Here is a 14,551-nt window from a genome sequence, read left to right as displayed (position 1 = left end):
AAACAGAAAGATCAACTGGTAGTAATCCGTACTGAACATATTATACATTATTTTCAGTATAGTTGAGCTTATTATTGACTAGAGTCATGCTCCACAACCGCGTTGAGGATCCGTCGGGGCTCAACGCTGTGATTGAGCTTAAACACCCCCCGCTCTGGAGTGCAGGTTTGGTGCAGGGGGATATGGCGAAACTGGGGCTTGCTGCGATAGGTGCGGGCCGCTGCCTGCACCCGTTCCACGAAGTCTTCTCCCAACAACACCCCTGGCGGGAAAACATCGGCAGGCAAAGTTGGGATCCCGTTGTTCACGATCTCGGCGTAGGTTGTGGCGTAGAGGAGAACATAGGAAGTGCTGCGGCGTTCTTGGGCCAGGCAGTCCAAATCGGCAGCAGGCACCGGCTCGGCCACCAAAACCTCTACCAGGCGACCTTCCTGATCCTGCTGGAAGCAAGTGGCCACTCCCAGCACCACGTACTCCAGTCCTTGCACTGGGCTGGAGCCAAGGTGAGTTTGAGCAGTATCCGACATCGGTGCCGATCTCCAAGCGGGGGAGCAAATTTTTGAGGCTCCGGCAAGCGCCAAGATCCCTCAAGCCGGGCGCAGTTCTCACCATAGCAACAATTTTTGCGTCGGGCAGCGGGAGCTGTTGCAAGATAGAAGGCGGATCCCAGCCTAGCTCTCTGTGAAGGATGACAGGGGCAGCATTTGGCTACAGGGATCCAAAATTTGCTTTACTGTAGCGAAGCGGGGTCAGTACTGCCCGAGGGGAGCAAGGGGTTGGGTTCCAGGCACCTTTGGCAACCCTTGATTCATCATTTAGGAAGCACTTTAGGTCATTTAGGAAGCACTTTAGGAATCCGACCATGGCGGATGGCGAATACAGACCAGGCTTGGAAGGCGTTCCGGCCACACGCTCCAACATTAGTTTTGTGGATGGCCAGGCGGGGATCCTGGAATATCGGGGCATCCCCATCGAGGAATTGACCGCCCACAGTACCTTTCTGGAGACAGCCTACCTGCTGATCTTTGGCAAGCTGCCGACCCAATCGGAGCTGGACAACTTTGATCAGGCAATCCGCAGTCATCGACGGGTGAAATACCGCATCCGCGACATGATCAAGTCGTTTCCAGAGTCGGGCAACCCGATGGATGCTCTGCAAACCTGTGTGGCGGGCTTGGGGCTGTTTTACCCGCTGCGGGAGATGGATCCCGACTATGTGTTCGGCACCGTCACCCGGTTGCTCTCCAAGCTGCCGACCATGGTGGCCATGTTCCACCAGATGCGACAGGGCAATGATCCCATTCCCCCGGACGACAACCTGGATCATGCTGCCAATTTCCTATACATGCTCTCGGGCAAGAAGCCGGATCCCTGGTTGGCCCGCATTTTTGACATCTGCCTGATCCTGCACGCCGAGCACACGGTCAATGCCTCTACGTTTGCCCTTCTGGTGAGCGCTTCCACGCTGGCTAACCCCTACAGCAGCCTGGCCACGGCGGTGGGTACCCTTTCGGGGCTGTTGCACGGGGGGGCCAACCAACAGGTGATGATGCTGCTGCGGCAAATCGGCTCGGTGGAAAATGTGCGCTCGTTTATCGAGGAGAAGCTGGCCAAAAAACAGCGCATCATGGGCATGGGTCACCGGGTTTATAAGGTGAAGGATCCGCGGGCCACTATCCTGCAGCGGCTGGCTGAGGAGCTGTTTGAGCGCTACGGCCACGACAAGTACTACGACATTGCCCTGGAGGTGGAGCGGGTGTGTGAGGAGTTGCTAGGGCCGAAGGGGATCTACCCGAATGTGGACTTCTACTCAGGGTTGGTCTACGCCAAGCTGGGGATCCCAGAAGATTTGTTTACACCGGTGTTTGCCATTGCCCGAGCGGCGGGTTGGCTGGCCCATTGGCGGGAGCAGTTGTCCGATAATCGGCTTTTCCGACCCACCCAGGTGTACACAGGTGAACGCCAGCAACGCTACATCCCTATAGAAGAGCGGGGTTGAGAGCCGTTTGACAGGGCGCTGGGCCGAGATCCAAACTCAGTAAGGCCCAAATTGTGCGTGAGGCGGTGTGTTGAGCCTTTTAGACTCTCCCCTTTGGCGAGACGGGTTCACCCTGTTTCTGAGCATTGTGGTGCAGGCCATGCCATTTTTGCTGCTAGGGGTGTTTCTGTCGGGGCTGCTGGCGGTGTTTGTGGAGGGATCCCAGTTGGCCCGTTTCCTGCCCAAAGGCAAAATCGGCAGCGCGGTGGCCGGTGGCGCTTTAGGATTCTTTTTCCCGGTGTGCGAGTGCGGCAACCTGCCGGTGGCCCGTCAACTGGTGATCAAAGGGATCCCACCCCACGTGGCGGTGGCCTTTCTGTTGGCGGCGCCGGTGTTTAACCCGGTGGTGATCTTTTCCACTTGGATTGCCTTTCGCTCCATGCCGGAGCTGGTGATCTACCGAGTTCTCTTTTCCTTCGGCATTGCGGTGGTCGTCGGCTTGATCTTCAGCCTGCAAAAGGATTTCCAGCCTCTGTTGCAGCCGTCAGTCTGGCGGGAGCTGCAGCGCAATCGCCCCCAAGAGACGGATCCGAAAAGCACTTCCTGCTCGCCGTTGTTGCAGGGGGGCACCTTCTGGATTGGATCCCAGAGCCCTGCTCAAGGGGCCTCTGGCGGATCCCTGGCCACTTTACAAACGGCTGAAGATGTGTATCGCTCTGCTCTGGCCGCTGCGCCTTCTCCCTCCAGGCGACAAAAAGGACTTCTCCTGCTGCAGACCTGGGCCAGGGAGATCCGCGAATTGGGATCCGTGCTCATCTTGGGCTCGGCGATGGCGGCCCTGATTCAAACGGTGATTCCGCGTTCGTTTGTGCTGGATTATGGCCAAGATGCGTTGCTCTCAATCCTGATCATGATGGCCCTGGCCGGGATCATCTCCATCTGCTCGACGGTGGATGCCTTTTTCGCCCTCTCCTTTGCCGCCACCTTCACGCCGGGATCCCTGTTGGCTTTTATGGTGTTTGGGCCGATAGTAGACTTGAAAGCCATAGGCTTGATGCTCACTCTGTTCAAGCCCCGCGCCATTTTCTACTTCGTGATCTTGGTCTTTCAGCTTACTCTGGTGGGAGCTTTAGCCATCAACTACTATGGCAGTTAAAGCGTTTGTTTGAACCTTTCTCCACAGGGACACCCTCTCCATCCACTCTCCGTCAAATATTCGTCAAATATAGTTGCTTCAGTTTAGGGTAAGACGCCTGGGCTATTGAGAACAGCCTTCTGGCTCGGTGCACCCTAGGTGTGGGTGCAGTGTCCTGCTTTAAGTCGAAATGACCATAGAAAGAGTTGTCTGGATAAGGTTTGTCACCAGAGGACTCTGCTCCCAGACGGTTGAGAACTCAGGTGTTACAGGTTTTATTGTAGTAAACTCAAGAAGGACGTAGTCTGGATTTCATAATTATCGCGACCCTATTTTTCAGCAGGACAAAGCTATGAGCGATCTATACTCGACAGACTTTAACTTGTGGATTGACCGAACAACCCGACTATTGCGGGAAAGGCGCTGGCATGAAATTGACCTAACACACTTAATTGAAGAGGTTGAGAATTTGGGTAAGAGCGAACGACGAGGGATTACCAGTCAATTAACTCGCCTTCTGCTGCATCTACTCAAGTGGCAATATCAACCTCAGCGCCGTTCAGATAGCTGACTAGATTCCATTACAGATGCGCGAACCCAAATCGGATTAGCCATAGAAGATAGCCCTAGCCTAAAAGGTTATCTGGTAGAGCAACTTGAAGAGAGTTATCAACGGGCGCGCAGCCAAGCAGCCAGGCAAACGGGGATAGAAATCTCGACATTTCCAGATGTCTGTCCCTACTCTCCAGAGTTGGTGCTTGCAGAGGACTGGCTGCCGGAAGTTTGACAGTCCACACCACAAAGCATTTAACGGTGGACAGCATTTCCCACAGCACCGACCCCACAGTTCTGGCCTGGTCTTGCCTCACACAGGCAGTCGATTATGCATTAAATACCGACAACATAGATAGACTGAGGCCAATTGCCGCGCTTCCTCAAGCAGAGGCTTGCTTCTGCCAGGTGCGCATCTTGCCCGGATTGAGCAGGCCATAGGGATCCACTTCTTCTTTAAAACGAATCTGGCGCGGATCCATCACTTTGCGCCCGCCGTCTTCGATGATGAAAGTGTGGGGGTTGGCAATAAATACTCCCTGCTCTTCGTGGTAGCGCATGATCTCGTTTAGACGCTCTTCGGTGGTAAAGCGGACAATTTGCAGGCCGACGGGGGTAGCTTGCCCGTTGATGCGAATCCACTCCAGGTGCATCAGCACTTCGTCGCCAAAATACTCGTACATGTGCTGCACCAGCTTCAGCTCCCGGTCGGCGGGAAAAGCCGATTGTAAATAAGTCAGGCTGGGATCCACGCTGCGGCAGTGCAAAGTGGTGTGGTTCCAAGAAAATTCCCCCAGCGAGATCCCCTTGCTGGCCTCCTGGGCCGTTTTGTTGTAAACCACTTGGCCCCCATGTTCCCGGACAAGCTCCAACAGCGGCTCCAGGCTGCATTCGGCCACCATCAACAGGGCCACAGCGGATCCTTCTGGCAAATGACCCCGCAGCGGTGCAAAGTAGCTGGGGATCGGCCAAGCGTGCAGGCTGACCAATTTCTTGAGGATCCCATCCGCATCGCCCAGGGCCTGGCCAAAATGGGCACAGGGCATAAAGCCCACTTCAGGGGGAAAGGCCACCACCAGCTCCACCCAAGGGTAAGCAGGCGCCAGCGGGATCTCCACCTCGGTGATGATCCCATTCAGGCCCCAGGCATGGCTTACTTTGAATACCTCATCTCCCCGCAGCTCCAGCACCCGGGGCTCTTCCTCCAGGGTGACCACCCGCAGCCCCAAGATGTTGCCCCGATCCCGCAGTTGGCCGTAGGTCACAGAGCCAATGCCGCCGCTGCCGCCGGCAATGAACCCCCCGATGGTGGCCGTGCGATAGGTGGAAGGAGCCATGCGGATCTCCCAGCCCATCTCCCGGGTGTGTTTGTCGATGGCCATCAACTTGGCCCCCGCCTGCACCCGCGCCAAGCCCGGCTTTGCCCAAAGCACCTGGTTGAGCTTGCCCATGTCCAGGATCACACCCCCGGCCAGCGGGATACATTGGCCGTAATTACCGGTACCGGCACCGCGCACCGTAACCGGGATCCGCAGCCTGGCACAGGCCGCTGCCACCCGCATCACCTCGGCCTCATCGGCGGGGCGCACCACCACATCTCCCCGCTTGTCGCTCAGTTGTCGGCTCAGCACGGGGCTGTAGTGGTAAAAATCCAACGACAACTTGGCCACCTGAGCCGGATCAGTGATGATCTCAATACCCTCTAAGTCAGAACGCAAAGCCTGCAGCTTGTCAGGAGCGGCAACGATCATAGGTATCCGTATTTGGGTGCAACGGTTCTTCAGACTGATACATTCACGCTGAACTCTCCTGAACATGGTTCAGGAAAGAAGCGATCGCATCCTGCCTATCTCTGTTCGCGTCAGCGGGACGGAGTCCAAACAGGAAGGCGGTATCCCGCAAAGCCCTGAGGAATACCCCCCGAGCGCTTTCCCCCTTCACTTCCCGGCAACCGTTGCGGTGGACTCAAGGATCAGGGGGAAACTTGGTCTACTATATCCCTCTCAATGACTTTTGCCAAACCGCCTAAAGCTCAGTAAATTCAGCAAAGTTCAGGGTTTTGGGGGTTAGAGGCATGCTCCATCATCGGCAGAAATTGCCTGCAAAAGGGTTTGCCGAGAACAGTATGGGAAGGATCCCTGTCCGGCCAGGTCGATTAGCCGAAGCGGCCCTCCACATAATCTCTTGTGGCTTGCTTGGTGGGGCTGTTGAAGATGACTTCAGTTCTGTCAAATTCAATCAGCTCGCCCACACGGTTGGATCCCGACACCTCCACGCTGAAGAAAGCCGTCATATCCGAGACGCGGCCGGCCTGCTGCATGTTGTGGGTGACGATGATGATGGTATATTCCTCCTCCAGCTCCTTCATCAGCTCCTCAATGCGGCGGGTGGAAATGGGATCCAACGCCGAACAGGGCTCATCCATCAAAATCACATCCGGCTTCACCGCTAGAGCCCGGGCAATACACAGGCGCTGCTGCTGCCCTCCCGACAGCGACTGACCGTTTTCTTTCAGTTTATCTTTCACCTCATCCCAAAGGGCAGCCCGCCTCAGCGAGGTTTCCACCACCTCGTCCAAGTCTACCTTCATCCCCAGCACCCGCGGGCCGTAGGCCACGTTGTCGTAAATGCTTTTGGGGAAGGGATTGGGTTTTTGGAAGACCATGCCGATACGCCGCCGCACCGCCACCGGATCGACTTCTTTGGCGTAGAGATCCTTGCCGTGGTAGGTGAGCTTGCCCTCTACACGAGCACCGGGGATCAAATCGTTGGTGCGGTTGAAGCAACGTAGGATCGTGCTTTTGCCACAGCCGGAAGGGCCGATAAACGCAGTAATCTGTCGGGCTGGGATGTCCAGAGTAACATTTTTTACCGCCAGATTGGAGCCATAGTAGACATTCAGGTTCTCGGTCCTGAAAACGTAAGAGGTCTGGTTAAGAGATTGAGTTTGCATGGCAGCACTCACAAAAAGAGCTAGAGTTCGACGAAGAGTTCGATTCAAGACTTTGTTGAGAATCCTCAGGCTATTTCCTGGTCTTGTACACCAAAAAGCGAGCGGTCAAGCTGGCCGCCAAAACAATGGCTAACAAAACCAAAGCGCCCGCCCAAGCCAGCTGCTGCTGCACCCTGTAGGGAATGATGGAGAAAAAGTAGACCATCACCGGCAAGGTAGCCACCGGGCCAAATAGATTAGTAGACCAGAAATTGTTGTTGAAGGCGGTAAAGAGCAGAGGTGCAGCCTCGCCTGCCGCTCGGGCCAAAGCCAGGATTAGCCCGGTTACGATGGCCGGTGCCGCTGCCGGCAAAACAACGCGCATTGTGGTCTGAAAGCGATTTGAGCCCAGGCCAAGGGAAGCCAAGCGCATGTCGGGCGAAACCAGCAGCAACGCCTCCTCGGTGGAGCGGATGACAATCGGCAGCATCAGCACGCCAAAAGCCACCCCTCCCGAGAAAGCCGAAAAGCCGGATCCCCTCACCACCACAGCATAGGCAAACAGGCCGCAGAGAATGGCCGGTACCCCCGTGAGCACATTGCAGGAAAACTTAACCAGATAAGCCAAGCGGGTGCCGCGACCGAATTCAGACAAGTACACTGCCGCCAAGATGCCGAAGGGAAAGCTCAAAGCCGCCCCCGTAGCCAGCACCATTAAACTGCCGACAATTGCGTGACCAAAGCCCCCTTCCGCCAGGCCAGGGGCAGGGTAGCGGGTCTGGGTGAGGACATCCCAATTTATCCGCTGGATGCCTTCCTTGCCCACATCCCACAGCACCCAAGATAGGGAAGCTATGATCACCGCCACAAAGAGGCCACTCAGCAGGGTTAGGACAATGCCTGTGTAATTGCGGACAGGGGCAATGGCGGCACGGGTAATGTCGATGTCAACCTTCTCAGGGGCAAGCTGTGCTGAGTCGGACATGATAACAGTGCTCCTTCATCTTCTTTCTGCTTCCCAAGTTACTGCTCCAAGTTTTGAAACTTGCGGATGATGATCTCGGCAACAATGTTGACCAATAACGTCAGCACCATCAGCACCACGCCGGCATACATGAGAGCCGAAACCTGCAAGCGTCCTGCCTCCCCAAACTGAGAGGCAATCAAGCCAGTAATGGTGGATCCCGGCTGCATTAGGGAGATATTGATGCGGTTGGCGTTGCCGGAAAGCATGGCCGCCACCATGGTCTCTCCCAGGGCCCGCCCCAGCGCCAGCATGATCGAGCTGACAATGCCCGACAGGCCGGCAGGGATCATCACCGTTAAGATGGTCTCCCAGCGGGTTGCCCCCAAAGCCAAAGCGCCCTCTTTTAGGCTGCGTGGTAGAGATTCAAAGGTACTGCGGGTAATGGAGATGATGATGGGAGAGATCATGATCCCCAGCACCATAGCCACAATCAACAAGCTGGGCCCCCGCGGAGCCGGGCCACTCAAGAAAGGGATCCAACCCAGCGTCTGGTTAATGGCTCGAAAGATGGGCCGCACTGCTGGAATCAGCACAAAGATCCCCCACAGCCCCAGCACCACACTGGGAATGGCCACGATCAGCTCAATGGCAAAGCCAATCGGCGCCGTTACCCACTTGGGGGCAAAACCTTCCGTCAAAAAAATGGCAGTGCCAATGCCCAGAGGGATGGCAAAAATCAAAGCCACCAGAGAGGTTACCAAACTGCCATAAATCTGTGGTAGCACCCCGTAGATGTTTTCCACCGGGTTCCAGCGGGCAGTAACCAGGAAGCCCAAGCCAAACTGCTGGATCGCCGGCAGAGCCGCTTCGGTGGTTTGAAGAATCACCCAGATGAGGATAATGCCGGCAAACCCTGCCAAGGCCAGCGTCAGGCGGACAAAGCCCACATCAACAGCCCGAGACAGGCTCGCCTTTTTCTCAATGTCAACATCGATATCCGGGTTTGGTGGTGAACCATAACCCGTAGCCGCTGAAGTCATAGCCTCTCTCCCATGATCATCTTCGGTTCAAAATCTTTCCTAAAAATCCCACCGTGCAAGGTAAGCCCAGCAGCCGACCGAGAAAGCATTTAACTGCCCACTCCGCCGGCCACCGGCTACCCTCTAGTAGAGTTCAGGCTGCACCTCGGTCATCGCACCGCATTGGGGTTAACGGTAATGGCATCCAGCTCTGCAAAGATCCGTTGGATAGCCGCCTCAGGCATGGGGATGTAGTCCAGCTCGCGGGTAATGGCCTGACCTTCCGGCCCCTGGGTCCATTTCAGAGTCTCCACCAGCTTGGTCAATTTCTCCTGGTCGGGATACTCGCGGTACAGCATCACCCAGAACAAGCCCACAATTGGGTAGTCATCTGGCCCTTCAGGGTCGGGCACCAACAGCGCAAAGTCATCAGGAATGGGAGCATCAAGCGCCGAGGTAGCTGCCTCAGTCGAGAACCCAACAATGTTGCCCGCTTTGTTTTCCAAGCGAGCAGTGGTCATCTTTTCCAGCTTGGCATAGGACTGGTTCACGTAGCCAATTGCCCCTGGCTCCTGCTTGATGGTGGCGGCTACGCCCTCATTCCCTTGGGCTCCAATGCCAACAGGCCACTCGACAGAAGTACCAGCACCGGCTGTCCAATTAGGGCAAACAGTTCTGATGTGGTTGGTGAACACAAAGGTAGTCCCAGAACCATCAGAGCGGTGTACCCAGGTGATGTCCAGGGGTGGCAGCTTGTTTGCTATACCTGGGTTCTCGGCCTTGATGCGAATGTCGTCCCAGCGAGTGATCTCGCCGGTCACGATGCCGCAGTAGGTTTTCCGCTTCAGGATGAGCTCTCCGCCTTCAATGCCGGGCAGGTTATAGGCAAACTCGATGGACCCTCCCGCCAGAGGCAACTGTAGGGGCTCATAGCCGTATTTAGCTCGGAAGCTTTCCAGGCGAGCACCGGAGAAAGGCGCCTCGGAAGCGCCGAAGTCCACAGTGCCATTGATCACCTGCTCTAGGCCAGCACCACTCCCGACAGACTGATAGCTGACTTGCACAGTGGGGTCTACGGTGCGGTTGTAGGCGTCAAACCAACGTTGCAGCAAAGGAGCCGCAAAGGTCGCGCCCGCCCCGGAGATTTGCACGGTTTGGGCTTGAGCCGAGGTCGCTGTTAGAAATCCTACTGTTAGAGCGGTGAGGGAGAAAGCAGAAAGCAGGGTTCGCATAGGTAATATCTGTGGCGAATCAACATTTTCAACCCTATAACCTCAAAGTTAACAGAGGGATATCTAAAGGTTAACTTTGGGTTAAGTCAAGAGAAAAAAATCGATATTTTTGAGTGTGCTGGCTCGTTTCCAAACCTCGATTTTCCATCTGGTGGTCTTGGCCAGTTTGGATTTCAGCAAAATCAGGATCCTGGAGCCCAGGATCCGCGAAAAGGCTTATGCTGCTGAACTTCTATCTCATTTGACAACCAATCAAACGGACACAACTTGAATAAGAGCTAAGCTTAGACGGCTGCAAAAAAACTCGATCCAGATCCAAGATGTGTAAAATTTGATACAAAGATGTTGCTCCCCTCTCGGCAAGCTTGGACATGATTTCAGCAGGGCGGGAAAAGCTCTGGCCAGAGCTTCTTCCGACTTTTGACAGAGAGAATTGGTTAGAAGATAGACTCCAACCTTCTAGACGTGGGGCAGCTCTACATGTTCCCCGAGCAGAGAAAGATCTGGGCTCTAGGCTGGGATCCGCCCGCCCCCCATGAGGTACAGCAGGGCCATGCGCACCGCCACGCCGTGGGTGACCTGCTGCTCAATCAGGTTCAAGCCGGGATCCTCCATCACCTCGGAGCTGAGTTCCACACCGCGATTGACCGGGCCGGGGTGTAAAACCCTCACCTCTGGGTGGCACAGGCGCAGCCGCTGCCGCGTGAGGCCGAAAAGGTGGTGGTATTCCTGCAGGCTGGGGAGAAGGAACTCGCCCATGCGCTCCTGTTGCAGGCGTAGGGTGATAACAAAACGCGCCCCTTCGAGGGCAGGCTCTAGCTGCCAATGGACAGGGAGCGTGTGGCCGGGTACAAACTGGGCAAAATCTTTGGGCAATAGGGTGGGAGGGCCGGCTAAGTGAACCTCAGCTCCGGCAGCCACCAAGGCATAGATATCGGAGCGGGCCACCCGCGAGTGGAGAATATCGCCGACAATGGCAATTTTGATCCCTTGCAGCAACTCCAGACGGGGACGCCGGGGATCCAGATGGCTGCAGAGGGTAAACAAATCCAGCAAACCTTGGGTGGGATGTTCGTGCAGTCCATCCCCGGCATTGAGAACGCCCACAGGGGATCCGCGGCGGTCGATCTCGGCAGCTAATTGTTGGGGCACTCCTGCCTGGGCATGGCGAACGATTAAGAGATCGGATCCCATGGCCAGAAAGGTGCGGGCCGTATCCAAGAGCGTCTCCCCTTTGCTCAAGGAAGAGGTGCCTGGGGAAAAGTTGAGCACATCTGCCGAAAGGCGCTTGGCCGCCAGCTCAAAACTGGTACGGGTGCGGGTGGAAGGCTCGAAGAACAGCGTCACCACCACCTTCCCCTGCAAGGTGGGCACCTTGGGCAACCGCCGCGTCAACACCTCCTGGAAGCTGGCAGCGGTTTGCAAAACGATTTGATATTCTTCGGGGGTAAAGTCCGCCAAGCCCAGGACATGTTGCCGCTGCCAAGCCATAGGGGATCCTCAAATGCCCAGGCGGGCAAAGATCTCGTCCAAATGGGTTAGGTGGCGCCGCGGATCAAAACAAGCCTGCAGTTCCGCCTCGCTGAGGTGAGCCATCACCCGGGGATCCGCCAGCAGATTGGCGCGGAAATCCCCGCCGGGCTGGTTCCAGGCGCGGTGAGCATTTTCCTGCACCAGGCGGTAGGCTTCCTCGCGGCTAAGGCCCTTCTCCACCAAAGCCAGCAGCACCTGCTGGCTGAAGATGACGCCGCCGTAGAGGTTGAGATTGCGCTCCATGTTGCGGGCGTGAACCTGCAGGTGGCGCACCAGGTCGGCCATGTTCACCAGCAGGTAGTGGCAGAGAATGGAGGCATCCGGCAGGATGACCCGCTCTACGGAGCTGTGGGAGATGTCCCGCTCATGCCAAAGGGGGATGTTTTCCAGAGCCGGAAGGGCATACCCCCGCAGGAGGCGGGAAATCCCGGTTAGCTGTTCAGATTTGATGGGGTTGCGCTTGTGGGGCATGGCAGAGGATCCCTTTTGGCCGGGGGCAAAGTACTCCTCAGCCTCCAGTACCTCTGTTCGCTGCAGGTGGCGGATTTCAGTAGCAAAGCGCTCTAGGGAAGAGCCAATCAGAGCCAAGGTTTGCACGTATTCAGCGTGGCGATCCCGCGAGATTACCTGTGTCGAGGCTGTATCGGGCTTCAGGCCCAGGCGAGCGCAGGCCAACTGCTCCACCTGGGGAGGCACGTTGGCGTAGGTGCCCACGGCGCCAGAGATCTTGCCCACCGCCACCACTTCCCGCAGGCGAGCTAGGCGCTCTTGGTGGCGCAGGCACTCGGCCAGCCACCCCGCCAGCTTAAAGCCAAAGGTAATCGGCTCGGCGTGAACACCGTGGGTGCGGCCGATCATGAGGGTGTAGCGGTGCTGCCGAGCTTGGTCGCGGATAGCAGCGATGAGGTCGGCCAGGCGGGCTTGCAAGATCTCCACCGAGGCCACAAGCTGCACGGCCAGAGCGGTATCCAACACGTCCGAGCTGGTCAGGCCCAGGTGGATGTAGCGCCCTGCCTCGCCCACGTGCTCGTTGAGGTTGGTTAAGAAGGCAATAACATCGTGCTTCACTTCCGCCTCAATTTCCAAAACCCGCGCCGGGTCAAAGGCGGCTTTGGCTCTGATCTCCTGCAGGGCTTCTTGCGGGATCCGCCCCAGCTCCGCTTGCGCTTCACAGACAGCCAGCTCCACCTGCAGCCAGGTCTGGAGCTTGTGGGCAGTGGACCAAATCTGGCCCATTTCGGGCAGAGTGTAGCGCTCGATCAAGGTGCCTTTTCCGTCGGTACAGTAGGATGAGCTAGGCTATTTTAGCTAAACCGCCGAGAAGCCCCGCCCTCTGTCCGTAGGACGTATGGCCTACGGCCCGCTGAAGCGAACGCGCTAGCGGCGCGGAGCGCTTGGGCCGGGATGAGAGGCGGGAGTACCTTGGTTCTCAATGTGCTGGCGCAATACCGAGACTGTCACCCCACCACATGAAGCGATGAAATAAGATTCATTCCACAGCACATTTTTCCGGTATATCTTGCTGATGTAATCCGCAAACTCGCTTCTCATCCTGCGACTAGAGACGGATTTGATGTTGTTTACCAATTTGGACAGATCCACCTGCGGGTAGTACTGGAACAGCAGATGAACATGGTCTGCCTCGCCGTTGAACTCAATAAGTTTGCAACCCCACTTTTGGCAAAGGTCATACATAACTTCATGTAATCGCTGCAGCATTTCGCTGGTAAATACCTTGCGACGGTACTTGGTGGTTAAGACCAAGTGTGCCTTCAAATCAGATACAGCTCTGCCGCTGGAAACAAAATCATGCTTCATGGCCGCTAATCCTGCTGGTGCTATAATCAGTGTAGCGGTTTCTGAGTACGCTTAAGATGAGGACTGCCTATCAGTACCGCCTGCGGCCTACGCCCAGTCAAGTTGTCCTGATGGAGCAATGGCTGGAGCTGTTGCGCAAGCAGTACAACTATCGGTTGGCAGAGCGGCTTAACTGGTGGGAACAAAACCGCTGTGATATAAACGCCTGCCCCTTAATCTGTCATTTGCCTGAGCTGAAAGACAAGCCTGATTTCTACTCCCAAAAACGGGACTTGGTGAATACCAAAGCAAGGTTCCCCGAATACCAAGCAATCCATTCGCAAGTCCTGCAAAACTGCATAGAGCGGGTGCACAAAGCATTCGACCGCTGGCTGAAAGGCGACCGTAACGGCAAGAGGGCAGGGAGGCCGAGATTCAAGGGGGCGGGCCGGTATCGCTCCTTCACCTTTCCCCAGGTAAAACAGGACTGCATTCAAGGGAAGTTTATTCATCTGCCCAAAATCGGAGCAATTAAGCTGATTCAGCACCGTCCGTTGCCTGACGGGTTTGTTATCAAGACTGCCACCATCACCCGTAAGGCTGATGGGTGGTATGTGACATTAAGCCTGCAAGATGCGTCCGTCCCCGAGTTTGAGCCTGCAACACTGGAGAACACGATAGGGATCGACATGGGGCTGGACTCCTTTTTGGTGACCGATACAGGGGAGTCCGTCCCAGTGCCCCAGTATTACCGCCGCGCCCAAAAGCGGCTGGAGAGGCTGCAGCGGTCATTATCCCGCAAGCAGAAAGGGTCAAACCGCCGCAAGAAAGCCTTAAGGCGAGTGGCTAAGGCACACCTCAAGGTGGCCAATCAGCGTAAAGATTTCCACTACAAAGTAGCCAAGAAGCTAGTAAGCAAAGGGAAGCATATTGCGTATGAGGCGCTCAACACCAAAGGTATTGCGAGAACCCGACTAGCGAAATCCATCTATGACGCTGGGTGGGGGCAATTCCTGCAAATTCTCGCAGTCAAGGCTGAAAGAGCTGGGCTGAGGGCGATTGCAGTGGATCCAAGCGGCACGAGCCAAGACTGTTCTCAGTGCGGTCAAAAAGTACCGAAAACCATTCGAGACAGAGGGCATTCTTGCCCGCATTGTGGGCTAGAGCTGAGCCGAGACCACAACGCGGCGATAAACATCAAATACAGAGCGGTGGGGCATCCCGTTCTTAAAGCTCAGGAAATGTCCTTCACAGGAGTCACTGAGAAGCCCGCACTCTTTCGCTTTAGCGGCGCGGAGCGCTTTGCGTTAGCATGAGTGCGGGAGTATGTCACCCTTTGGCGTCCCCCCTCGAGGAAAAGCCGCTGGGGGATCCCTGCGGGCTTGGCTTGCGGTGTCGAAGGAGCA

Annotated in this window: 12 protein-coding genes and 1 pseudogene; 4 read left to right on the top strand and 9 right to left on the bottom strand. The window is 56.2% G+C overall.

Going from position 1 to position 14,551, the window contains the following annotated elements; translation table 11 throughout:
• Positions 1-71 precede the first annotated feature (71 nt).
• A complete protein-coding gene (locus tag ACVWZU_RS10625) occupies positions 72-527 on the bottom strand; it encodes a hypothetical protein (protein ID WP_457444818.1) in 456 nt (151 codons plus the stop codon).
• A 335-nt stretch (positions 528-862) separates the two neighbouring features.
• Here ACVWZU_RS10625 and ACVWZU_RS10620 point away from each other — a divergent pair, with 335 nt between their 5' ends.
• The 3 genes and pseudogenes from ACVWZU_RS10620 (at position 863) to ACVWZU_RS10610 (ending at position 3,900) form a co-directional block, all read left to right on the top strand.
• A complete protein-coding gene (locus ACVWZU_RS10620; RefSeq protein WP_457388024.1) occupies positions 863-1,999 on the top strand; it encodes a citrate synthase in 1,137 nt (378 codons plus the stop codon).
• A gap of 67 nt (positions 2,000-2,066) precedes the next feature.
• Complete coding sequence (locus ACVWZU_RS10615) at positions 2,067-3,134, top strand: permease (protein ID WP_457444816.1); 1,068 nt, start codon at positions 2,067-2,069, stop codon at positions 3,132-3,134.
• A 331-nt stretch (positions 3,135-3,465) separates the two neighbouring features.
• Positions 3,466-3,900 (top strand): annotated as a pseudogene (locus tag ACVWZU_RS10610) (DUF29 domain-containing protein).
• Positions 3,901-4,048: 148 nt separating this feature from the next.
• Here the strand turns inward: ACVWZU_RS10610 and ACVWZU_RS10605 are convergent.
• From ACVWZU_RS10605 to tnpA, 8 genes are all read right to left on the bottom strand, one after another.
• Positions 4,049-5,416 (bottom strand): FAD-binding oxidoreductase, encoded by a 1,368-nt coding sequence (locus tag ACVWZU_RS10605; RefSeq protein ID WP_457444814.1) that lies wholly within the window; start codon positions 5,414-5,416, stop codon positions 4,049-4,051.
• 404 nt (positions 5,417-5,820) lie between these two features.
• Positions 5,821-6,618, bottom strand: coding sequence for a phosphate ABC transporter ATP-binding protein PstB (gene pstB / locus ACVWZU_RS10600; RefSeq protein ID WP_457440561.1), 798 nt, complete (start codon positions 6,616-6,618; stop codon positions 5,821-5,823).
• 70 nt (positions 6,619-6,688) lie between these two features.
• On the bottom strand, positions 6,689-7,582 hold the full coding sequence (gene pstA, locus ACVWZU_RS10595; protein ID WP_457398131.1) for a phosphate ABC transporter permease PstA: 894 nt from the start codon (positions 7,580-7,582) through the stop codon (positions 6,689-6,691).
• A 38-nt stretch (positions 7,583-7,620) separates the two neighbouring features.
• On the bottom strand, positions 7,621-8,604 hold the full coding sequence (pstC, locus tag ACVWZU_RS10590; RefSeq protein ID WP_414406852.1) for a phosphate ABC transporter permease subunit PstC: 984 nt from the start codon (positions 8,602-8,604) through the stop codon (positions 7,621-7,623).
• A gap of 149 nt (positions 8,605-8,753) precedes the next feature.
• Positions 8,754-9,815: a phosphate ABC transporter substrate-binding protein PstS gene (pstS, locus tag ACVWZU_RS10585; protein ID WP_457444811.1), complete on the bottom strand. Its 1,062-nt coding sequence runs from the start codon at positions 9,813-9,815 to the stop codon at positions 8,754-8,756.
• Between the two features lie 510 nt (positions 9,816-10,325).
• Positions 10,326-11,306 (bottom strand): aspartate carbamoyltransferase catalytic subunit, encoded by a 981-nt coding sequence (locus tag ACVWZU_RS10580; protein ID WP_457444809.1) that lies wholly within the window; start codon positions 11,304-11,306, stop codon positions 10,326-10,328.
• Between the two features lie 9 nt (positions 11,307-11,315).
• Complete coding sequence (purB, locus tag ACVWZU_RS10575) at positions 11,316-12,611, bottom strand: adenylosuccinate lyase (protein WP_457444807.1); 1,296 nt, start codon at positions 12,609-12,611, stop codon at positions 11,316-11,318.
• Between the two features lie 114 nt (positions 12,612-12,725).
• Positions 12,726-13,166: an IS200/IS605 family transposase gene (gene tnpA, locus ACVWZU_RS10570; RefSeq protein ID WP_457444805.1), complete on the bottom strand. Its 441-nt coding sequence runs from the start codon at positions 13,164-13,166 to the stop codon at positions 12,726-12,728.
• 56 nt (positions 13,167-13,222) lie between these two features.
• Here tnpA and ACVWZU_RS10565 point away from each other — a divergent pair, with 56 nt between their 5' ends.
• Complete coding sequence (locus ACVWZU_RS10565; protein ID WP_457444803.1) at positions 13,223-14,461, top strand: RNA-guided endonuclease InsQ/TnpB family protein; 1,239 nt, start codon at positions 13,223-13,225, stop codon at positions 14,459-14,461.
• The last annotated feature ends 90 nt before the right edge of the window (positions 14,462-14,551 follow it).

The organism is Thermostichus sp. MS-CIW-26 (assembly GCF_054059115.1).
This window is presented reverse-complemented; position numbering and strand designations above follow the sequence as displayed.

Excerpts from the sequence above, each read along its gene's own strand:
- ACVWZU_RS10565 (WP_457444803.1), top strand. The coding sequence starts at position 13,223 with ATGAGGACTGCCTATCAGTACCGCCTGCGGCCTACGCCCAGTCAAGTT.
- pstB (WP_457440561.1), bottom strand. The coding sequence starts at position 6,618 with ATGCAAACTCAATCTCTTAACCAGACCTCTTACGTTTTCAGGACCGAG.
- ACVWZU_RS10605 (WP_457444814.1), bottom strand. The coding sequence starts at position 5,416 with ATGATCGTTGCCGCTCCTGACAAGCTGCAGGCTTTGCGTTCTGACTTA.
- ACVWZU_RS10580 (WP_457444809.1), bottom strand. The coding sequence starts at position 11,306 with ATGGCTTGGCAGCGGCAACATGTCCTGGGCTTGGCGGACTTTACCCCC.
- pstA (WP_457398131.1), bottom strand. The coding sequence starts at position 7,582 with ATGTCCGACTCAGCACAGCTTGCCCCTGAGAAGGTTGACATCGACATT.
- ACVWZU_RS10620 (WP_457388024.1), top strand. The coding sequence starts at position 863 with ATGGCGGATGGCGAATACAGACCAGGCTTGGAAGGCGTTCCGGCCACA.
- tnpA (WP_457444805.1), bottom strand. The coding sequence starts at position 13,166 with ATGAAGCATGATTTTGTTTCCAGCGGCAGAGCTGTATCTGATTTGAAG.
- ACVWZU_RS10625 (WP_457444818.1), bottom strand. The coding sequence starts at position 527 with ATGTCGGATACTGCTCAAACTCACCTTGGCTCCAGCCCAGTGCAAGGA.
- pstC (WP_414406852.1), bottom strand. The coding sequence starts at position 8,604 with ATGACTTCAGCGGCTACGGGTTATGGTTCACCACCAAACCCGGATATC.
- pstS (WP_457444811.1), bottom strand. The coding sequence starts at position 9,815 with ATGCGAACCCTGCTTTCTGCTTTCTCCCTCACCGCTCTAACAGTAGGA.